The organism is Nonomuraea sp. NPDC003804, assembly GCF_040610675.1.
In the GTDB taxonomy this organism is placed as follows: Bacteria; Actinomycetota; Actinomycetes; order Streptosporangiales; family Streptosporangiaceae; genus Nonomuraea.
In genome coordinates this window covers 80,313-99,820 of sequence record NZ_JBEXMT010000007.1, presented here as the reverse complement: position 1 = coordinate 99,820, position 19,508 = coordinate 80,313, and the positions used below count along the sequence as shown (strand labels likewise).

The 19,508-nt window shown below is 70.6% G+C and carries 18 protein-coding genes; 14 read left to right on the top strand and 4 right to left on the bottom strand.

The features are described 5' to 3' along the window. Window positions 1-12 precede the first annotated feature (12 nt). From ABZX22_RS11615 to ABZX22_RS11590, 6 genes are read left to right on the top strand one after another with little or no spacing between them, the layout of a single operon-like run. The gene (locus tag ABZX22_RS11615) at window positions 13-723 is read left to right on the top strand and encodes a hypothetical protein (RefSeq protein WP_354907649.1); all 711 of its coding nucleotides are present in this window, start codon (window positions 13-15) and stop codon (window positions 721-723) included. Next, on the top strand, window positions 720-2,075 hold the full coding sequence (locus ABZX22_RS11610) for an O-antigen ligase family protein (protein ID WP_354907647.1): 1,356 nt from the start codon (window positions 720-722) through the stop codon (window positions 2,073-2,075). The genes ABZX22_RS11615 and ABZX22_RS11610 overlap by 4 nt, the downstream gene beginning before the upstream one ends. A gap of 44 nt (window positions 2,076-2,119) precedes the next feature. Then, window positions 2,120-2,854: a WecB/TagA/CpsF family glycosyltransferase gene (locus tag ABZX22_RS11605; protein ID WP_354907645.1), complete on the top strand. Its 735-nt coding sequence runs from the start codon at window positions 2,120-2,122 to the stop codon at window positions 2,852-2,854. Window positions 2,855-2,875: 21 nt separating this feature from the next. After that, window positions 2,876-4,993, top strand: a complete 2,118-nt coding sequence (locus ABZX22_RS11600; protein WP_354907643.1) for a glycosyltransferase — start codon at window positions 2,876-2,878, stop codon at window positions 4,991-4,993. Then, a complete protein-coding gene (locus ABZX22_RS11595; RefSeq protein WP_354907642.1) occupies window positions 4,990-6,270 on the top strand; it encodes a hypothetical protein in 1,281 nt (426 codons plus the stop codon). Before ABZX22_RS11600 ends, ABZX22_RS11595 begins: the two co-directional genes overlap by 4 nt. Beyond that, window positions 6,267-7,589 (top strand): hypothetical protein, encoded by a 1,323-nt coding sequence (locus ABZX22_RS11590; protein ID WP_354907641.1) that lies wholly within the window; start codon window positions 6,267-6,269, stop codon window positions 7,587-7,589. Before ABZX22_RS11595 ends, ABZX22_RS11590 begins: the two co-directional genes overlap by 4 nt. Here the strand turns inward: ABZX22_RS11590 and ABZX22_RS11585 are convergent. From ABZX22_RS11585 to ABZX22_RS11570, 4 genes are all read right to left on the bottom strand, one after another. Continuing rightward, window positions 7,573-8,226, bottom strand: coding sequence for a hypothetical protein (locus ABZX22_RS11585; RefSeq protein WP_354907640.1), 654 nt, complete (start codon window positions 8,224-8,226; stop codon window positions 7,573-7,575). The two genes, ABZX22_RS11590 and ABZX22_RS11585, sit on opposite strands and share 17 nt — an antisense overlap. 95 nt (window positions 8,227-8,321) lie before the next feature. After that, window positions 8,322-9,365, bottom strand: coding sequence for a 2-oxoacid:ferredoxin oxidoreductase subunit beta (locus tag ABZX22_RS11580; RefSeq protein WP_354907639.1), 1,044 nt, complete (start codon window positions 9,363-9,365; stop codon window positions 8,322-8,324). Further along, entirely contained in the window at window positions 9,358-11,193 is a 1,836-nt protein-coding gene (locus ABZX22_RS11575) for a 2-oxoacid:acceptor oxidoreductase subunit alpha (protein ID WP_354907638.1), read from the bottom strand. Before ABZX22_RS11575 ends, ABZX22_RS11580 begins: the two co-directional genes overlap by 8 nt. A gap of 235 nt (window positions 11,194-11,428) precedes the next feature. Next, a complete protein-coding gene (locus ABZX22_RS11570; protein ID WP_354907637.1) occupies window positions 11,429-12,868 on the bottom strand; it encodes a polysaccharide deacetylase family protein in 1,440 nt (479 codons plus the stop codon). Window positions 12,869-12,955: 87 nt separating this feature from the next. Here ABZX22_RS11570 and ndhC point away from each other — a divergent pair, with 87 nt between their 5' ends. The 8 genes from ndhC to ABZX22_RS11530 all read left to right on the top strand — a co-directional run bounded on the left by ndhC (window position 12,956) and on the right by ABZX22_RS11530 (window position 19,507). Further along, the gene (ndhC, locus tag ABZX22_RS11565; RefSeq protein WP_354907636.1) at window positions 12,956-13,327 is read left to right on the top strand and encodes an NADH-quinone oxidoreductase subunit A; all 372 of its coding nucleotides are present in this window, start codon (window positions 12,956-12,958) and stop codon (window positions 13,325-13,327) included. Window positions 13,328-13,664: 337 nt separating this feature from the next. Next, on the top strand, window positions 13,665-14,132 hold the full coding sequence (locus ABZX22_RS11560; protein WP_354907947.1) for an NADH-quinone oxidoreductase subunit B family protein: 468 nt from the start codon (window positions 13,665-13,667) through the stop codon (window positions 14,130-14,132). Further along, window positions 14,129-14,725 (top strand): NADH-quinone oxidoreductase subunit C, encoded by a 597-nt coding sequence (locus ABZX22_RS11555; RefSeq protein ID WP_354907634.1) that lies wholly within the window; start codon window positions 14,129-14,131, stop codon window positions 14,723-14,725. Before ABZX22_RS11560 ends, ABZX22_RS11555 begins: the two co-directional genes overlap by 4 nt. Further along, on the top strand, window positions 14,718-15,671 hold the full coding sequence (gene nuoH, locus ABZX22_RS11550; protein WP_354907632.1) for an NADH-quinone oxidoreductase subunit NuoH: 954 nt from the start codon (window positions 14,718-14,720) through the stop codon (window positions 15,669-15,671). The genes ABZX22_RS11555 and nuoH overlap by 8 nt, the downstream gene beginning before the upstream one ends. Further along, window positions 15,668-16,366: a Crp/Fnr family transcriptional regulator gene (locus ABZX22_RS11545; protein WP_354907631.1), complete on the top strand. Its 699-nt coding sequence runs from the start codon at window positions 15,668-15,670 to the stop codon at window positions 16,364-16,366. Before nuoH ends, ABZX22_RS11545 begins: the two co-directional genes overlap by 4 nt. A gap of 71 nt (window positions 16,367-16,437) precedes the next feature. Beyond that, window positions 16,438-16,788: a hypothetical protein gene (locus ABZX22_RS11540; protein ID WP_354907629.1), complete on the top strand. Its 351-nt coding sequence runs from the start codon at window positions 16,438-16,440 to the stop codon at window positions 16,786-16,788. A 179-nt stretch (window positions 16,789-16,967) separates the two neighbouring features. Next, the gene (locus tag ABZX22_RS11535) at window positions 16,968-17,507 is read left to right on the top strand and encodes a hypothetical protein (protein ID WP_354907627.1); all 540 of its coding nucleotides are present in this window, start codon (window positions 16,968-16,970) and stop codon (window positions 17,505-17,507) included. Between the two features lie 14 nt (window positions 17,508-17,521). Continuing rightward, window positions 17,522-19,507, top strand: a complete 1,986-nt coding sequence (locus ABZX22_RS11530; RefSeq protein WP_354907626.1) for a hypothetical protein — start codon at window positions 17,522-17,524, stop codon at window positions 19,505-19,507. The last annotated feature ends 1 nt before the right edge of the window (window position 19,508 follow it).

Below are 19,508 nucleotides of genomic sequence, written 5' to 3'. Positions count from 1 at the left end.
TGGGGAGACGAGTTGGATTTCTGGGCGGCGATCGGGGTCGTGCTGCGGCGATGGTACGTCGCCGTCCCCGCCCTGCTGGTGACGCTCGCCGGCTCCTACGGGATCTACACGAGCATCCCGCCGATGTACCAGTCGTCGGCCGTGCTGTCGCTGACCGTGCCGATCACCGGGCCGTCCACGCTGGGCGACCGGCGCGACCAGATCATGGAAGCCAACCCGCTGCTGAACTACAACTACGGGCTGAACATGACCGCGGAGGTCCTCGTCCAGATCCTGGGCGCCGAGGACACGATGACCAAGCTCGGCGCCCGGCCGCACGGCGAGACCACCTACGAGGTCAACAACGGCAGCCCCAACCCCGAACTGCTCTTCAGCCAGCCGTTCGTCCTCATCGAGGGGATGAGCTCCGACCCGCGGGCCGCCAAGGAGATCGTCTCGCGGGTGACCCAGCGGGCCAGGGCCGAGCTCGACAAGCGGCAGGTCCAGCTCAAGGCCCCGCCCACGACGTTCATCGTGCTCACCGAGATCCTGCCGCCCACCGACGCCGTGGCGCTGCGCAACGACCGCCTGCGCTACACCGCGGCCGTCCTGCTCCTCGGCCTGCTGGCCAGCCTGGCCGCCGCCTTCGCCACCGAAAGCGCGACGGCGGCGCTGCGCCGCCGGTCGGAACGTGCCAAACCGGCACCCGCCGTGCCCGAGCGGGAAGAGGTGCTCCAGCCGTGACCGCGGTGCTCGCGCCGCCGGTCACGGACCGGCCCGCGCGCCGGCGAGCCGACGGCGCCACGTTCGCCGCGCTCTTCGTCGTCATCCTCATGATCGTGCCCGCGCGGCTCATCCTCAGGGGCCTGCCGTTCGCGCTCACCCCCGCCGAGGCGGTCGGCCTGTTCGCGGCGCTGTGGTGGATGTGCGCCCACTTCACGCTCACGCTCGGCGCGGCCAAGGGCGCCAACCCGGTGCGCACGGCCGTCTACCTCTACGCGGTCGCCTACCTGGCCAGCTACGCCCAGGCCGCCGTCGCCTACCTCGAGCCGCGCCAGCTCGACCTGGCCGACCACATCGGCGTCATCGCGCTCGCCCTGGTCGGCGTGGCGCTGGTGGCCTGCGACGGGGTCCACGGCCGCGACCGCATCGACCTGGTGCTGAAGACGGCGGTCGTGGCAGGGGCGATCCTCGGCGTGATCGGCGGCATCCAGTTCCTCCTCTCCTACGACCCCACGATGGACATCGTCGTGCCGGGCACGCGCGTCAGGGGCGAGGCGCCCGCGATCCTCGAACGCAACGGCCTGAACAGGGCCGCGGCCACCACCAGCCATCCCATCGAGTTCGGCGTGGTGTGCTCGATGATCCTGCCCATCGCGCTGCACTACGCCTTCGCCGCCCGCGAGCGGGGCCTGCCCGCGCTGCGCTGGTGGGTGTGCTGCGCGCTCGTCGCCGCCGGGCTGGTGTTCTCCGCGTCCCGCTCGCCCGTGCTCGGGCTGCTCGCCGCGGGACTGCTGCTGCTGTCGCACTGGCCCGCCAGGCGGCGCGTCCAGGCGATCATCGCGCTCGTCTTCTTCCTCGCCGTCGTACGGCTGGCCGCCCCCGGCCTCGTCGGCGCCATCGCGGGACTGTTCGACAACATCGGCAACGACTCCAGCATCCGCTACCGGACGGCCGACTACGCGATCGCGCTCAACGCGATCGAGCAGCACCCGCTGCTCGGCAGGGGCCACGGCACCTGGTATCCGCCCTACGACATCGTCTTCGACAACCAGTACCTGCTGACGGCCGTCGAAGGCGGCCTGCTCGGCGTGGCGACCCTGGTGGGCCTGTTCGGCACCGCCATCTGGGCCGCGCTGCGGGCCCGCTACCTGTCGAGCGACCCGACCACCCGCGACCTGGGCCTGAGCCTGGCCGCCTCGCTCCTGGTCACCCTGGTGGGCTGCGCGACCTTCGACCTCAACTCCTTCGAGACGACCAGCGGGATCGCCTTCCTGTTCGTCGGCCTGTCGGGCGCGCTGCTGCGCTCGGTGCGTGCCGTACCGGACGGGGTGCGCGCGCCGGGTGAGCCGGCGGGCGATCGGGCGGCGCGGTGAGGGCTCCCGTCCCGGGGCGTGTCCGCGTCGGCGCGGTCGCGGTCATGGCACTCAGCGAAGCCGACGTCGCCGACCACGTCGCCGCCGGCTGGGCACGTGGCGCCGGCGGCTCGATCGTCACCGCCAACATCGACATCGTCCGCAAGGCCAGCCGCGACCCCGCGCTCGCCGCGCTGGTGGCAGGAGCGGAGCTGGTCGTCGCCGACGGCATGCCGGTGGTCTGGGCGGCGAGGCTCGCCGGGCTCGCCGTGCCCGAGCGCGTCACGGGCGCCTCGCTGGTCTGGAGCCTCAGCGAGCGCGCCGCCGCGGAGGGCCGCTCGGTCTTCCTGCTCGGCGGCGAGCCGGGCGTCGCCGAGCGCGCGGGGGAGGAGCTGGCCAAGCGCTGCCCCGGCCTGCGCGTGGCGGGCTGCCACGCGCCGCCCTTCGGCTTCGACGCCACCGACCGCGGCATGCGGGCGGCCGTGGCCGAGGTCGTGGCCGCCGCCCCCGACCTCGTGCTGGTCGGGCTGGGCTTCCCCAAGCAGGAGAAGACCATCGCCGCCCTCCGCCCCCTGCTGCCGCACGCCTGGCACCTGGGCTGCGGCGCGGGCATCCCGATGGCCGCGGGGCAGTTCAGCCGCGCTCCCGCGCTCCTGCAGCGGGCCGGCGGCGAGTGGCTGCACCGGCTGTGGCTGGAGCCCGGCCGGCTGGCCCGCCGCTACCTGCGGGAGGACGCCCCCTTCGCTGTCAAGGTGCTCACCGTCGCCGCCGCCCGGCGGCTCACCGGACGCAGGCCCTGAGCTCGCGAGAATGGTTGGTTCATGCCCCTTGCCGTGGTGATCGTCACCTATGCCGCCGCCGAGATCATCGAGGACTGCCTGCGGTCGCTCGGTCCAGGGCTCGACGGCGTGCCCGACGCCCGCATCATCGTGGTGGACAACGCCTCACCCGATGACACCGTCGAGCGGGTCCGCGCCTACGGCCAGGGCGTCGAGCTGATCGAGACCGGCCGCAACGGCGGCTTCGCCTTCGGGGTGAACGCCGGCCTGGCCGCCGCCGCGGGCCGCGACGTCCTGGTGCTCAACGCCGACATCAGGCTGCGGCCGCGCGCGGTCGCCCTGCTGCTGCGGGCGCTGGACCGGCCCGGCGTGGGCATCGCCGTACCGCGGCTGCTCGACGAGCACGGAGCCCTGCAGCTTTCGCTGCGCCGGCGGCCCACCGTGCTCAGGGCGCTGGGCGAGGCCGCGCTCGGCGGGTTCCGCGCGGGCCGGATCGCGCCGCTGGGCGAGCTGGTGGCCGACCCGCGCGACTACCTGCGGGCGCGCACCGTCGACTGGGCGACCGGCGCGGCGTGGCTGGTCTCGCGCGCCTGCGCCGAGGCGCTGGGCCCGCTCGACGAGCGCTACTTCCTGTACTCGGAGGAGACGGAGTACATGCTGCGCGCGGGCCGGCACGGCTTCGCCGTACGGTACGAGCCCGAGGCCGTCGCCGTGCACCTCGGCGGCGACCAGGTGGCCTCCGACCGGCTCTGGGCGCTGGCCGCCGCCAACCGGGTGCGCCTGCACCGCAGCCTGTACGGCAGGCCGCGCGGCGCGCTGATGCGCGCGGCCGTCACCCTCAACGAGGCCGGCAGGGCGCCGGCCAGGGCCAGGCACCGGGCGGCGCTGCGCGAGCTGCTCACCATGGCCGAGTGGCCGTCCGCGCCGGGCGCCACCCCGGTCCCGCCAGGCGCCACCCCGGTCCCGCCAGGCGCGACCGCGCCCCCGCCGGGTGCCGCCCCGCCCCCGCCGGGCTACGTCTGCTTCTCCGCGCAGGACTGGTGGTACCACAACCGGGCGCACTCCGACTTCCAGCTCATGCGCCACCTGTCGGCCCAGCGCAGGGTGCTGGTCGTCAACAGCATCGGCCTGCGCATGCCGGTGCCCGGCAGGTCCACGAACACGCTGCGGCGCATCGGCCGCAAGCTGCGCAGCGTCGCCAAGTTCGTCCGGCGGCCCGCGCCGGACTTCTACGTCATGTCGCCGCTCCCGCTGCCGCTGTACGGCTCCTCGTTAGGCAGGAAGGCGAGCGCGCTCCTGGTCAGAGCCCAGGTGGCGGCGGTGTGCGCGGCGCTCGGCCTGCGCCGTCCGGTGGTCGTCGTCACCCTGCCGACGGCCTGGGACGTGGTGCGGCCGATGCCGCGCAGGGCGCTGGTCTTCAACCGTTCCGACCGGCACTCCGCCTTCCCCGAGGGCGGCGGGCAGGCCGTCAAGGACATGGAGACCCGGCTCCTGCGCCACGCCGACAGCGTCGTCTACGTCAGCAGGACCCTCATGGCCGAGGACGCCGCGCTGGCCGGCGACCGGGCGCACTTCCTCGACCACGGCGTGGACCTGGCGCACTTCACCCGCGTGCCCGCCGAGCGGTGGCCGGCGGACGTGCGCCGCCTCCCCGGTCCGCGCGTCGGCTTCTTCGGCGCGCTCGACGACTTCGTCGTCGACTTCGACCTGCTGGAGCGGGTGGCGCTGGAGCTGCCCGAGGTCTCGCTGGTGCTCATCGGTGACGCCAACGGGCCCATCGAGCGGCTGACCAGGCATCCCAACGTCCACTGGCTGGGCTTCCGTCCCTACGAGCTGATCCCCGCCTACGGCTCGGCCTTCGACGTCGCCCTCATGCCGTGGCTGGACAACGACTGGATCAGGCACGCCAACCCGATCAAGCTGAAGGAGTACCTGGCGCTGGGCCTGCCCGTCGTCAGCACCGACTACGGCGAGCTGTCCCGCTACACCGACAGGGTCCGCGTGGCGGCCGGCGCCGACCTGTTCGTCAAGGCGATCAGGGTCTCGCTGGCCGAGGGCCCGCCGCGGCCACCCGACGCGCTGCGCGCCTCGGTGCTCGGCGACGACTGGTCGGTTCGCGCCGCCGAGCTGCGGGCGCTGGCCGAGAGGCCGCCCGGGTGAGGAGGCGGTACGCGCTCACGGCGATCCTGCTGGCGCTGACCGCCTGCACGGCGCCCGCCGGTGACGATCTCGCGCCGGTCAGGGTCGAGCTGGAACCGGTCGCGTGGGAGGGCGGCCCGCGCTACTACGAACGCTTCCCCGCGGCGGTGCGGGCCGGCTGGAGCAAGCCCTCCTTCTTCCCCGTCGGGGTGTGGTTCGCCGCCGTGCGCACGCGCGAGGACGTGACCACCGACCGGGCGGCGGGCATCAACACCTACTTCGAGCTGACCGGGGACAGCGACCCGCGCCTGCTGCGCCGGTACCGCATGTCCGCGCTGACGAGCCGGCCGCTGCCCGGCCACGGCGCCGAGACCGTGGGCTGGCTCGTCGGCACCGAGGCCGACATGTGGGGCGGTCCGGGGTACGCCCGCTGGTCGGGCGTGGCGGGTTTCGGCGCGCCCGCCTGCGTGCCCGCGAAGGCCGGCTGCGGCCACACCGCCATGCGCGCCCTCTCCCGCCGCCTGCCCGACGACGGCCGCCTGCGCTACGCCACCTACGGCAAGGGCGTCATGTACTGGCTCACCAGTGACCAGGCCGCCAGGTTCGTCAACGGCTACACCGACGCCGTCTCCACGAGCCTCTACTGGTACACCGACCGGGCCGCCTGCGAGGAGGGCGGGCGCTTCATGAACCTGGCGAGCGCCCACTGCCGCCTGGCGGCCAACTACGGCGAGACCATCGACAGGCAGCGCACGCTCGACGCCAAGGACGCGCGCCTGCAACCGGTCTACGCCATCGTCGAGCTCGGCCGGCCGCGCGAGGGGGACGGCGCCATCACGCCCCGGCAGGTCGGCGGCGCGGTGCTGAGCTCGCTGATCCACGGCGCCCGCGGGGTCATCTACCTGGGCCACAGCGCGGGGCGGGCGTGCCGTACCACCGGCCTGCTGCGGGCGCCGTGCGGGGCCCGGGTCAGGGCCGCCGTGACCGAGCTCAACCGGCGGATCGCGCGCCTCGCGCCCGTCCTGAACAGCCCGTCCTTCAGGTACGGCTACGCGCCCGGCCTCGACACGATGCTGAAGCGGCACGACGGTTTCCTCTACCTCTTCGCGATGCTCGAGCGAGGTGGGAGCATGGGGCCGCGCGCGATCACCATCCCCAGCGAGCTGTCGACGGCCCGCGAGGCGGAGGTGCTGTTCGAGAACAGGACCGTCGCCATCGGCGCGGACGGCAGGTTCGCCGACTCGTTCGACTCCGAGGACACCTACCACATCTACAAGATCAGGATCGGGGAGGCGTGACCGTGAGAAGGAGCTACGTGCTCGGCGGGGTGGCGGCCGTAGCGGTGCTGGCGGCCGTCCTGTTCGCCGTGGTCCCTGGCGCGCTGCCGCGCCGGCCGGCGGCCGTGACCCTGGACCTGCCGCGGGTGCCGTGGGAGGGCGGCCCCGCCTACTACGGGCGCTTCCCCGTGGCCGCGGCCCGGGGGTGGACGGATCCGTCGTTCTTCCCCATCGGCGTCTGGTACGAGTCGGTGCTGGCCGAGAAGGACGTGCTGGCCGACAAGGAGGCCGGGATCAACCTCTACGTCGAGCTCACTGGTGACAGCGACCTGAAGCTGGTCGACAAGCACGGGATGTCGGCGATGACGACCAGGCCGCTGCCCGGGTCGGGGCCGGAGACGGTGGGCTGGGTGATCGCCGACGAGGCCGACATGTTCCCGCGGCCGGGCAACGCCCGGTGGGACGGCAGGTTCGCCGGGGCGGGCGACCCCTGCGTCCCGCCCAAGGGCGAGGGGTGCGGCTTCACCGCGATGAGGACGCAGAAGGACAAGCTGCCCAAGGGCGACGGCCGCATGTACTACGCCAACTTCGGCAAGGGCGTCGGCATGTGGTGGAGCGACAAGGACAACAGCCAGTTCGTCAACGGCTACACCGATCTGGTCTCGGCCGACATGTACTGGTACACCGACGCGGGGATCTGCGTCGAAGCCAAAACGATCCTGAAATTTCCGGACAATGAGTGCCCGCGGGCGGCCGGCTACGGCTGGCTCATGGACAAGCAGCGCCGGCTCGACGCCATGGACGGCAAGCTCCAGCCCGTCTACAACTTCGTCGAGGTCGGCTGGCCCTTCAGCGACCGGAACAGGACCGGACTGCGGGCCGTCGAACCGGAGCAGGTGAAGGGCGCGGTGATGAGCTCGATCATCCACGAGGCCCGCGGCATCCTCTACTTCAACCACAGCTTCGGCGGCCCCTGCGTCAGCCACCACGCGTTGCGCGAGCCGTGCTACCGGCCGGTCAGGGCCGCCGTCACCGAGGTCAACCGGCAGATCAAGCAGCTGGCGCCGGTCCTCAACACCCAGTCCTACGCCTACGACTTCGGCGAGGGCCTGGAGACCATGCTGAAGGGCCAGGGCGGCTCCTTCTACGTCTTCGCCATGATCGAGCGGGGCAGCGAACCCGGCAGCCGCTCACTGACCCTGCCCGCCGAGCTGGCCGGGACCGCCGAGGTGGAGGTGCTCTTCGAGAACCGCACGATCCCTGTCGAGCACGGGCGCTTCACCGACACGTTCGCCTCCGAGCACGGCTACCACATCTACAGGATCAGCCAATCGCGATGATCGACTTGACCAGGCCGCCCATCCGCTCGAAGGCGATCGTGGAGGTGGGGAAGTAGTAGCGCATCTCCGTCACGCTCAGCAGCTCCACCTCCATGGCGTCGCGCAGCGCGTGCAGCCGGTCCCGCGGCGCGGTGTGCACCAGCGGCCAGTGGCTGATGATCAGCCGCCGGGCGGCGACGGGCAGGAACTGGAAGCCGGGGAAGAGCACGTGCGGCTCGACGGGGAAGTAGCGGTAGGGGACCTGCACCCAGTGGCGGCGGGCCAGCGCCCGGACGTTGTCGGCGAAGCGCTCGCGCCGGATGTGGCCGCCGACGTGCTCGATGACGGCGTTGGAGTAGACGAGGTCGTAGTCGCCGTCCAGGATCGCCTTCGGCAGCTCGGTGGCGTCGGCGCGGTCGGCCCTGGCCCAGGAGGGCAGGTCGGTGGGCGGGTCCATCAGGTTGACCAGGTGCAGGCGGGCCGGCCGTACCGGAGCCCGCTCCCACGCGGAGAACGTGCCGCCGAGGTCGATCACCGACATCTCGGAGATGTTCGGGAAGGCGGCCGCGAACCGGTCCCAGCGCCGCCGCCTGGCCCGGGCGCCCACGGAGTTCGGCGCGTCCACGAACCGGTTGCGTAACGCCTGCAGCGTGCCCATGACCATCCCCCTCTGATCGCGAACTCAGCGTGGGGTGTATCGGTCCAAACGGGGCCACCGTTACGGGGCGGGCGCCTGCCGCCCGCCCCGTCAGGTCAGCTGATGCGCCAGGTGTCGCCGCCCATGAGCAGGTCGCTGAGGTCGCCGGGGCCCTTCTGCGCCACGGCCTCCTCCAACTGGCCGGCCATCAGGGTGTCGTAGGCCGGCCGGTCGACCTGCCGGAAGATGCCGATCGGCACGTGCTCGAAGGCCGGCTCGTCCAGGCGCGACAGCGCGAACGCCACCGACGGGTCGGGGTTGTGCGCGTCGTGCACCAGCACGCGGTCGCCCGCCTCTGCCAGCGGCACCACCTCGATGCCGCCGCCGTCGTTCCTGACGACGGCCTTGGTGGCGCTGACGATCGGCTGGCCGTGCTCCAGGCGCAGCGTGATGTCGTCGCGGACCTCGGGGTCCTTGAGCGGCTCGAAAGCGTTGTCGTTGAAGATGTTGCAGTTCTGGTAGATCTCCACCAGCGACGTGCCCCGGTGGGCGGTGGCCTCGCGCAGCACCGACTGCAGGTGCTTGCGGTCGGAGTCGATCGTGCGGGCCACGAACGACGCCTCGGCGCCCAGCGCCAGCGAGATCGGGTTGAACGGCTTGTCCAGCGAGCCCATGGGCGTCGACTTGGTGATCTTGCCGATCTCGGAGGTGGGGGAGTACTGGCCCTTGGTCAGACCGTAGATCCTGTTGTTGAACAGCAGGACGTTGAGGTTGACGTTACGGCGCAGCGCGTGGATGAGGTGGTTGCCGCCGATCGACAGCGCGTCGCCGTCACCCGTGACCACCCACACGCTCAGGTCGGGCCTGCTGGCCGCGAGCCCCGTCGCGATCGCCGGCGCCCGGCCGTGGATGGAGTGGAAGCCGTAGGTGTTGAGGTAGTACGGGAAGCGGCTGGAGCAGCCGATGCCGGAGACGAACACGATGTTCTCGCGCCGCAGCCCCAGCTCGGGCAGGAAGCTCTGCACCGCGGCCAGGATGGCGTAGTCGCCGCAGCCGGGGCACCAGCGGACCTCCTGGTCGGACTTGAAGTCCTTCAGGGTCTGCTTCCCCTCCGCCTTGGGGATCAGGGCCAGCCCCTTGCCGTTGACGAGTTCACTCACTGTCGATCACGTCCTGGATGACTCCGGCCAGCTCCTCGGCCTTGAACGGGAGCCCGCGCACGCGGTTGTAGCTGATGATGTCGACAAGGAAACGCGCGCGCAGCAGCAGCGCCAGCTGGCCGAGGTTGATCTCCGGCAGGAGCACCTTGTCGTAGCTCTTGAGCACGTCGCCGGTGTTGGCGGGCAGCGGGTTGAGGTGCCGCAGGTGCGCCTGCGCGACCTTGCCGCCGTCCTTCCTGATCCGGCGCACGGCCGCGGCGATGGGCCCGTAGGTCGAGCCCCAGCCGATGACCAGCACCTTGGCGTCGCCCGTCGGGTCGTCGACCTCGAGGTCGGGCACGTCGATGCCGTCGATCTTGGCCTGGCGGAGCCTGACCATGCGGTCGTGGTTGTTGGGGTCGTAGGAGATGTTGCCCGAGCCGTCGGACTTCTCGATGCCGCCGATGCGGTGCTCGAGGCCGGCCGTGCCGGGAATCGCCCACGGGCGGGCCAGCGTCTCGCTGTCGCGCCGGTAGGGCTGGAACTCCTCGTCCGTCGCCGTGGCGAACGTCGTGGAGATGTCCGGCAGGTCGGCGATGTCGGGCAGCCGCCACGGCTCCGAGCCGTTGGCCAGGTAGCCGTCGGACAGCAGGTAGACGGGCGTGCGGTACTTCAGCGCGATCCGCGCCGCCTCGATCGCGGCGTCGAAGCAGTCGCTCGGCGAGGAGGGCGCCACGATCGGCACCGGCGACTCGCCGTTGCGGCCGAACATGGCCATCAGCAGGTCGGTCTGCTCGGTCTTGGTCGGCATGCCCGTCGAGGGGCCCGCGCGCTGCACGTCGACGAGGATCAGCGGCAGCTCGGTCATGACCGCCAGGCCGACCGTCTCGGCCTTCAGCGCCACGCCGGGACCGCTGGTGGTCGTCACGCCGAGTGCACCGCCGAAGGCGGCGCCGAGCGCCGCGCCGACGCCGGCGATCTCGTCCTCCGCCTGGAAGGTGCGCACGCCGAAGCGCTTGTGCTTGGACAGCTCGTGGAGGATGTCGCTGGCCGGGGTGATCGGGTAGGAGCCGAGGAACAGCGGCAGCTTCGCCTGCACGCCGGCCGCGATCAGGCCGTAGGCCAGCGCCTGGTTGCCCGAGATGTTGCGGTAGACGCCCGGCTCCAGCTTGGCGGGCTTGACCTCGTAGGAGACCGAGAACGACTCGGTGGTCTCCCCGTAGTTCCAGCCGGCCTGGAAGGCCGCGATGTTGGCCTTGGCGATCTCGGGCTTCTTGGCGAACTTCTGCTCGAGGAAGGTGATCGTGTGCTCGGTGGGCCGGTGGTAGAGCCAGCTCAGCAGCCCGAGCGCGAACATGTTCTTGGAACGCTCGGCGTCCTTCTTCGACAGGTCGAAGTTCTCGAGCGCCTTCACCGTGAGCGAGGTCAGCGGCATCGCGTGGACGCGCCACTCGCTGAGCGAGCCGTCCTCGAGCGGGTTGGCGTCGTAGCCGACCTTCTGCAGGTTGCGCTTGGTGAACTCGTCGGTGTTGGCGATGATGTCGGCGCCCCTGGGCAGGTCGCCCAGGTTGGCCTTCAGCGCCGCGGGGTTCATGGCAACGAGGACGTTCGGCGCGTCACCCGGCGTCAGGATGTCGTGGTCCGCGAAGTGGAGCTGGAAGCTCGACACACCGGGGAGCGTTCCTGCGGGTGCCCGGATCTCGGCGGGGAAGTTGGGCAGAGTGGACAGGTCGTTGCCGAACTCCGCCGTTCCGGCCGTGAAACGGTCGCCGGTGAGCTGCATCCCGTCGCCAGAGTCGCCGGCGAACCGGATGATCACTCTGTCGAGTTGCTGAACCTGCTTGGTCACAGCGAAGTCCTCCTCGACTGCGCTCGTGGCACGTTCTCAAATTCCATGCTAAGTCCTCGGGGGTCACACGTTTCCGTGAGGAGCATCACGGGTAAACGCGGTGAAATCAGGCAGACGCGAGAGAACGACTAGGACGACACAGCCCTGCCGCGAGCCGGCACAGGTCGATGTGCAGGCGGGCGAAGAGGACGGTTCGGTTCACGCTGCCTAACTATATGCGCCCACGAAGGCTTACCTACGTCAGGGGCTGCTTACCCGAGGAGTAGACGCGGCCAGGCGCCATTCCGGGCGCGTCGTACAGCTCGGGGACCGTGACGAACGCGTAGCCCTGCGCGGTCAGCTGCCGCAGGATCTCCGGCAGGGCCTGGACCGCCGTGTCCTGGCCGTCGTGCATGAGGACGATCGCCCCGGGATGCGCGCCGGAGACGGCGTGCCGTACCACCTGCGCGGCGTCGGCGCCGTTCGAGTCCTTCGTGTCGACGTCCCAGGAGACCAGCGAGAGGCCCATCCGGCGGGCGGCGTTCTTGACCTCCTCGCTCACCGCCCCGTACGGCGCGCGGGCGAGGGTGGGCGTCTGCCCCATCTGGACGCTGATCGCGCTCTGCGCCCTGGCGAAGGCGTTGGTGACCTTGCTGCTCGACAGCTTGGTCAGGTCGTGGTGCGACCAGGTGTGGTTGCCGACCAGGTGGCCCTTCTCGCGCATGAGGCCGACCAGCCCCGGGTTGGCCGCGACGTTGGTGCCCACCGTGAAGAACGTGGCTCTCGCGCCGTACCTGTCCAGCGTCTCCAGCAGCTGTCGCGTGGCGGGCCCCGGCCCGTCGTCGAACGTCAGGGCGACGCACTTGATCTTGGCGCAGTCGACGCCGCTGGCCCTCGAGCTCACGGCCGGCGGGCTCTTGACGGAGGCCCCGCTGACCACGGGTGACGGAATGGCGTCCTTCGCGGCCGCCAGCGCCCGCCAGCCGGTCGGCGACAGCAGCGGTTCCACCCGCTTCTTCGGTACGGCCACGGCCACCCTGCCCAGCGCGCCCGGCCCCACCTGGTAGTCGTCGAACTCGACGACGAGGTCGCCCTGGCTGTTGAAGGCCATCGAGTCGAACAGCTCCCGGTCGGCGCCCACCGCGTCGTAGTCGAGTTCGGCGGCGCGTTTCTTCAGCTCGGCCCGGACGAGCGTCGCCAGCGGGGGCAGCGCCGTCACCAGGTCGGGAGACTCGACGACCTTGTCGCTGACCCTGTCGTACCAAACCGTTCGGAGCGAGTTGGCCCAGCCGGCCCCGGCGAACTCGCCGGTGCGCAGGCGCACGCCGACGACGTCGCGGGTGGCGGCGGTCAGCTGCCAGTCGGTGTTGAGCTCGGCGCGCGGCTGCGGGGGCGCGGCGGCCGAGACCCGCGCGAAGCGGCTCATCCGGCTCTCGGCCAGCGAGCGGAGTCTCGCGTTGAGGCCGGGCGTGTCCTTGAGCTCGGGGTAGGCGATGTACACATCCCGGTCACCCGCGTCGCCGTGGGTGAGTGTCCTGGTCGTCAGACCTGGGACCTCGGAAGGATCGACAAAGCTGATCATGGTGGGTTCGGCGGGGACGCGCAGTTCCCGCTCGGGGGAGGCGGTGGCCATTCCGCAGCCGCTGGCGGCGACCGCGATAAGCGCGATTCCTCCGAAGAATCGCCTTTTATGCATGCAGGTCAGGCTAAGGGGGCATATACCCCTTTTGCCCCGATTTGATAGTAAGAGGACAGAGCCTTTGGCCGGGGTTACGATCGGCACATGGGTGGCTACTTCGGCTCCTACGCGCTGGTCTTCGCGCTGTTCGTCATCGGCGTGGCCATCGTGGCCGGCGCCCTCATGGCCAACCGCCTGCTGCGCCCCTCCCGGCCGACGGCCGACAAGCTCACCACCTACGAGTGCGGCGTCGACCCCGTCGGCGAGGGGTGGGCGCAGTCGCAGGTCCGCTACTACGTCTTCACCTACCTGTACGTGGTGTTCGCCGTCGACGCGGTGTTCCTCTTCCCGTGGGCGACGGTCTTCGCCGCTCCCGGCTACGGGATGACCACGCTGGTCGAGATGTTCGTGTTCCTGGGGTTCATCGCGCTCGGCATCGTCTACGCCTGGCGCAAGCGCGTGCTCACCTGGACGTGACCTCCTTGCGGGCGCGCCGGTGCCGGCATCCCGGGAGATCGGCCCGTCACCGGCGGCCCCGTGACGATCTCGCGACGGAGCGTGGTGTCGGCGGCCTCATATTTGGCGCTCCCTTGGCATTTCGATGGGCGACTATCCAAACTATTGAGCCAGGTGATCGCCGACGTGGCCTTTCGATGGTCGGGTCTCCGAACAATCGGACAGCGTGTCCGGCCGGGTCCGGTCGAGATGTGGCGGTGCCCCTCTACTCCTCCGGCACCAGGCGTTGGAGAATGGCGACATGGCCGATCTTCCGATGCCGACTGTGGGGCCGGTCTCCCGGCTGGCGCCGAAGCCGATGCGCTTCGTGCTCAACTGGGGACGGCGCTACTCCCTGTGGGTCTTCAACTTCGGGCTGGCGTGCTGTGCGATCGAGTTCATCGCCACCTCGATGAGCAGGCACGACTTCATCCGCTTCGGCGTGATCCCGTTCGCGAACGGACCCCGGCAGGCGGACCTCATGATCGTCTCCGGGACCGTCACCGACAAGATGGCCCCCGCCGTCAAACGCCTCTACGAGCAGATGCCCGACCCCAAGTACGTCATCTCCTTCGGCGCCTGCTCCAACACCGGCGGCCCGTACTGGGACTCCTACTGCGTGACCAAGGGAGTCGACCAGATCATTCCCGTCGACGTCTACGTCCCCGGCTGCCCGCCCAGGCCGGAGGCGCTGCTGCACGGCATCATGAAGCTCCAGGAGAAGATCGCGGCGGAACGGCTCGGCGACCGTTACGTCCTGTCCCTTCCCGGCCAGGAGGACGCGTGACGCTCAGCGCGCATTTCGGGGACCGGGCGCAGCTCAGTGAGTCGTGGGGCGAGCGCACCGTCGACGTGGCCCCGGCCGACTGGATCGAGCTGCTGACCTTCTGCCGGGACACCGGCCACGAGTTCTTCGACTGGCTGACCGGCGTGGACGAACCGCCGGACGCGTTCGGGATCGTCGCGCACGTCTACAACCCGTCCACGCGCGACCGGCTGCTGTTGCGGACGACGGTCTCCCGTGCCGACCCGCGCCTGCCGTCCGCTGTCGGCGTGTACCGGGGAGCCAACTGGCACGAGCGGGAGACGTTCGAGATGTTCGGGGTGGTCTTCGAGGAGCACCCCTACCTGGTGCCGCTGCTGCTGCCCGACGGCTTCGAAGGGCATCCGCTGCGGAAGGACTTCGTGCTGGCGGCGAGGGTCGCCAAGCCCTGGCCAGGGGCCAAGGAGCCGGGCGAGTCCGGCCACGGCGCACCGAGCCGCCGCAAGACGCTCCCGCCCGGCGTACCCGCCGACTGGGCGGGCACCGCCCCCGCCGCCCAGCCACCCCGACCGTCGTCTCCCGCACCACCCGCGCCCGTGGAGGAGCCTGATGGGTGAAGTCCTCGACATCGTCCTGAGCTTCGTCGTCATCCTGCTCGTCTTCCTGCTCCTGCCGCTGATCGTCGGCCAGACCGAGCACAAGGTCATGGCCCACATGCAGTCACGCCTCGGCCCCATGTACGCCGGCGGCTTCCACGGCTGGGCCCAGCTCATCGCCGACGGCGTCAAGTTCGCCCAGAAAGAGGACGTGATCCCCGCCGCCGCCGACCGGCGTGTCTTCCAGATCGCGCCGGGCGTCGCGCTCGTCCCCTACCTGCTCGTCCTGATCGTCATCCCCATCGGCCCCGGCCTCGTCGCCGTGGACCTCGACCTCGGCCTGTTCTACGTCCTCGCGGTCATGGGCATCGGCGTGCTCGGCGCGATCATGGCCGGGTGGGCCTCGGCCAACAAGTACTCGGTGCTCGGCGGGATGCGCGCGGCGGCCCAGCTCATGTCCTACGAGCTCCCTCTGGTCCTGTCGGCGTCGTCGGTGGCCATGGCGGCGGGCACGCTTTCCCTGCACGGCATCGTCGAGGCGTGGCAGTGGTGGTGGCTGCCCTGGCAGGCGATCGGCGGGGTGGTCTTCTTCCTCGCCGGGCTCGCCGAGCTGCGCCGCCCACCGTTCGACATGCCCATCGCCGAGTCCGAGATCATCATGGGTCCGATGACCGAGTACACAGGCATGCGGTTCGCCCTGTTCATGCTGTCCGAGTACGTCGGCATCGTGGTCCTGTGCCTCCTCACGACGGTGTTGTTCCTGGGCGGCTGGCACGGCCCGCTGCTGCCCGGCGTGGTGTGGACCTTCCTCAAGGTGTTCGCGCTGGCGTTCCTGGTGATCTGGCTGCGGGTCAGCTTCCCCCGGCTCCGGGAGGACCAGTTGCAGCGCCTCGCCTGGGTGGGACTGGTCCCGCTCGCCCTGCTGCAGTTGGCGATCACGGGTGTCGTCAAGGTCGCCGCGGGATGACCGTGTGGCCGTCGGGCACGCTGATGGATCGGCTGGCCGTCGACGTGGGTGCCGAACTCCTCGCGCTGGCCCCGGCGAGAATGCGCCGGCCGGGGGACGTGCTCATCCACCAGGGCGTGCCGGACGGCGGGCACGTGTTCGTCCTGCGCGCCCCCGCGGACGGCAGGACGGCGCTGGTGAAGGTGACGGCCACCATGGAGAGCGGCGACGACGTGCTGCTCGGCATCCGGGTCAGTGGCGACATGGTGGGGGAGCTGGCCCTGCTGCGCGGCACCCCGCGCTCGGCGACGGTGATGCTGTGCTCCGAGGCGCTGGTGCACGCGATCCCGCCCGGGGTGTTCTCGGAGTTCGTCAAGCGGCGTCCGGCCGTGTGGGCGGCGGTGGCGCAGATGATCGCCGACCGTCTTGACTGGGCGAACCGTCGCAGGCTGGACATGGCCACGCTGAGCGTCACGGGCAGGGTGGCGCAAGTCCTCACCGATCTCGTCGACCGGCACGGGTTCGAGGCGCCCGGCGGTTTCGACGTGGGGGTGAGCCTGACCCAGGCGGAGCTCGGACGGCTGGTCGGCGCCCGCGAGGACGCGGTCAACAAGGCGATGCGCCTGTTGCGGGCGAAGGGGCTCGCGGATACGCGATACCGGCGGGTAACGGTTCACGACCTGCAAGGATTACGGGACTTCTCGCTAATCTCCTGAATTGCGGATATATACGCCTTTCTTTCTTGGTGCCTGTGCCAGACTTGATCGTCACGCGACCGGGAGAGAAGATGAGCAGCGCAAATTTGCCCGATATAGCCACTTTTATCTGGGGTGCGGTGGCTTCTGGGAGTCTTGAGAGAATTGGTGCATATGGCACTGAATCGACTGTCGAGGCGGTCAAATCCCTCTGGCAGCGGCTGAAGGACTCGCGAGCCGAGAAGGGGCTGCCTGAGACCCCGGCAAGCCGCGAGGAGCTCTACGAGGGCCTGGTCGCGCTCCTCATCGAGGATCCAGGGACGGCCCCGCTGGTCCGGCGGATCGAACTGACCGCCCACGCGGACCAGGTCGTGCACAACGTGTTCGACGGCACGGTCACCATGCACGGCGGCACCATCGGCATCAGCAACGGGCCGCGGTGACGGTGTCGGCTTCACCCGTCCGCAGCATGCTCGTGTCGATCGACGTCGTCGGTTACAGCCTTCGCGACGATGGTGGTCAAGAAGAGATCCAGGCGGCTTTGGTGCGGCTTATCCGGGAATCGGCGCGCTGTGCCGTACTCGACATCGATGGCTGGTCGTTGCAGCCGTCAGGAGACGGCGTGTTCGCCGTCATTCCGCCGACCGAGTCCGAGCCGAGGATCGTCGACGACTTCATTCGGCATCTCAACAGGCTGCTCAAACGGCACAATGCCGCCAGAAACGGGGACGACAGGCTTCGTCTCAGAGTGGCGGCCCACGTCGGCGTCGTCAGCGCCGCCGACAACGGTTTCGCGGGAGAGCCCGCCGTGGTCGTGGGCCGGCTGCTCGACTCGGCTCCCCTGCGCGCCGCCATCGCCGCCGCGGACGACGCCCACCTGGCGCTGCTCCTTTCCCGGGACGTCTACCAGGGCACGGTCGCGGGCGGATACACCACGGTGGAACCGTCGGACTTCCGGCAGGTGAAGATCCAGGTGAAGAAGTACAGCGGCGAGGCGTGGCTGTTCGTGCCCGGCGCCGACGTGCACGGCCTGGACCTGCCCGAGGCGACCGGCGCGGCCGAAGCCGCTCCCAGCGCCAAGACCGCCGGTCAGGTCGTGCACACCGTCTTCCACGGCGACGTACGGCTGGACGGCGGAGTGATCGGAATCTCGAACAACTGACGACGGAGCGAACGGTGACCCAGTCGTCCGAGCCGCCCGCGGCGGAGACGCCGAACGAACGCATCTACGCCAACCAGACGGCGAACACCACCTTCAACGGGTCGGTCTACCTGACGAACGGCGCGATCGGGTTCGGCGGGCCCTCGTCGAGCGTTCCCGCCCAGCGGGCGGCGGGCAGGATGCCGCAGCAGATGATCGACGCGGCCACCCGGGCCTACGCGCCCCCTCCCGCGCACGACCACGCCGTCGAGGCGCTGCGCAAAGACCGTGTCATCGTCCTGTACGGCCCGCAGGGAAGCGGCAAGCGCGCAGGCGCCATCAACGTGGCCACGAGTGTCGATCCGGGCATCCCGCTGGTCATGCCGCTCCCCGACCAGGAACTCGGCCAGCTGGCCGAGCGCAGCTATGAGAAGAACATCGTCTACCTCGTGTTCGGCTGGTCCGGCGACGAGGCGGCGACCGACGCGGGCGACGCGAGCCTGGCACTGCTGACGGAGAACGTCCTCAAGGCCGGGGCCTACATGATCATCACGAGTGGTGATCCGATCTCGAGCCCGCAGTCCCCGGCGGTGCCGCATTTCGCCTGGCGGCCACCGGCCGTGGAGGACGTCCTTCGCGTCAACGGGGCGACGGGGGCGGAGCAGTACCACGCCCAGCTGCGACAGCACAGCCTGGCGGACGTGGTCCAGTTCGCGAGGGACGTCTCGTCGGGCAGGCGGCCGGAGGACTCCCTCAACGACCTGGACCCCAAGCTGTGGTCCGACGTGCAGAAATGGTTCGGCGGCGATCCGTCGCACCGGGAGGTCCTGGAGGTGGCCGCCCTGCTGTTCCTCGAAGGGCTGCCGGAGGGCCGCTTCGAGGCGAAGTTCGCCGCCCTCGTCGACCGGGTGCTGCCGCCTTCGCCCGAGGAAGGCGCCGAGGCCGTCCCCAAGGGTTTCACGCAGAGCCGCAAGCGGTCCGACGACTCCCTCATCACGACCGTCAAGCGCGTGGCGGAGGGCGAGAACGCCATCGCGGGGCAGTTCAGACGCTGCGTGGTCTTCCGCAAGGAGGGCTATCGCGCGCGCGTGGCGGCGGAGCTCTGCGACCGCTACCCGGCCGACTTCTGGAAGCCGCTGTTCGCCTGGTTGCACGAGGTGGTGGTCCAGCCCGACGACCTCGCCATGAGCGAGCTCGCCACGGGGCTCGCGCTCGTGGCCCGCGACGACTTCGACAGCGTCAGGGAGCAGTTCCTCCAGCCGTGGTCCGCCGGCGAGCGCGGGCGGCGCGGCTGGAACGCGGCCGTCGAGGTGCTGTGGTCGATGTGCCTCGACGAGAGCCTCGCGCCGCTGGCCAGGCAGACGGCCATCCGCTGGGCGCGCAGCAGGGAGCCGTTGCGCCAGCGGGCGGCCGCGCTGGCCTTCTCCAGCCTGGTCGGCGTCCTGTACACCGGAGATGCCCTGCACTACCTGTGGCAGCTCACCGAGGAGGAGACCGCAGGCGAGAGCGCCTCCCTGGCGATCGTCGGCCTCTACCAGACCCTCAGCTGGACCGACACCGGCGCGCACCGGTTCCTGCTGGACGATCTCGGGGAGCGGCTGCGCCGTTTCTCCAGGCCGGGCACGCCGCGGCTGGCACGCGCCCTGCGGGTCGCCGTCATGGTGCTCGAGGCGCCCGGTGAGGACGGGATGCCGTTGGCCGTACGGCATCTGCGGCGCGGAGACAGGGACGTCAAGCTGTTCGCCAGGCTCTGGGCGGCCGCCATGGTCAACAGGCCGAGCAGGAGCACGGTCTTCGACACCCTCTACAACGTGCTCGACGCGCTCGACCGGCTGACGCCGCCGCCGGTGGAACTCGTGGAGAGCCTGTACCGCGACCTGGCCGACGCGCTGCCCGTCCGCGAGCACGCCCCCTTCAACCGCGACTTCCGGCGACATGCGACACGGCGCAGGAGCGGGACGAGCCCCCAACGCCTTTTCATGATCCTACTTCCGAAGATCTTCCCATCCGAGGACTGGTAAG

What these genes read in the sequence shown, in the direction of transcription:
- ndhC (WP_354907636.1), top strand. Translation starts at nt 12,956, where the DNA reads ATGGGTGGCTACTTCGGCTCCTACGCGCTGGTCTTCGCGCTGTTCGTC.
- ABZX22_RS11540 (WP_354907629.1), top strand. Translation starts at nt 16,438, where the DNA reads ATGAGCAGCGCAAATTTGCCCGATATAGCCACTTTTATCTGGGGTGCG.
- ABZX22_RS11585 (WP_354907640.1), bottom strand. Translation starts at nt 8,226, where the DNA reads ATGGGCACGCTGCAGGCGTTACGCAACCGGTTCGTGGACGCGCCGAAC.
- nuoH (WP_354907632.1), top strand. Translation starts at nt 14,718, where the DNA reads ATGGGTGAAGTCCTCGACATCGTCCTGAGCTTCGTCGTCATCCTGCTC.
- ABZX22_RS11600 (WP_354907643.1), top strand. Translation starts at nt 2,876, where the DNA reads ATGCCCCTTGCCGTGGTGATCGTCACCTATGCCGCCGCCGAGATCATC.
- ABZX22_RS11570 (WP_354907637.1), bottom strand. Translation starts at nt 12,868, where the DNA reads ATGCATAAAAGGCGATTCTTCGGAGGAATCGCGCTTATCGCGGTCGCC.
- ABZX22_RS11560 (WP_354907947.1), top strand. Translation starts at nt 13,665, where the DNA reads ATGCGCTTCGTGCTCAACTGGGGACGGCGCTACTCCCTGTGGGTCTTC.
- ABZX22_RS11545 (WP_354907631.1), top strand. Translation starts at nt 15,668, where the DNA reads ATGACCGTGTGGCCGTCGGGCACGCTGATGGATCGGCTGGCCGTCGAC.
- ABZX22_RS11605 (WP_354907645.1), top strand. Translation starts at nt 2,120, where the DNA reads ATGGCACTCAGCGAAGCCGACGTCGCCGACCACGTCGCCGCCGGCTGG.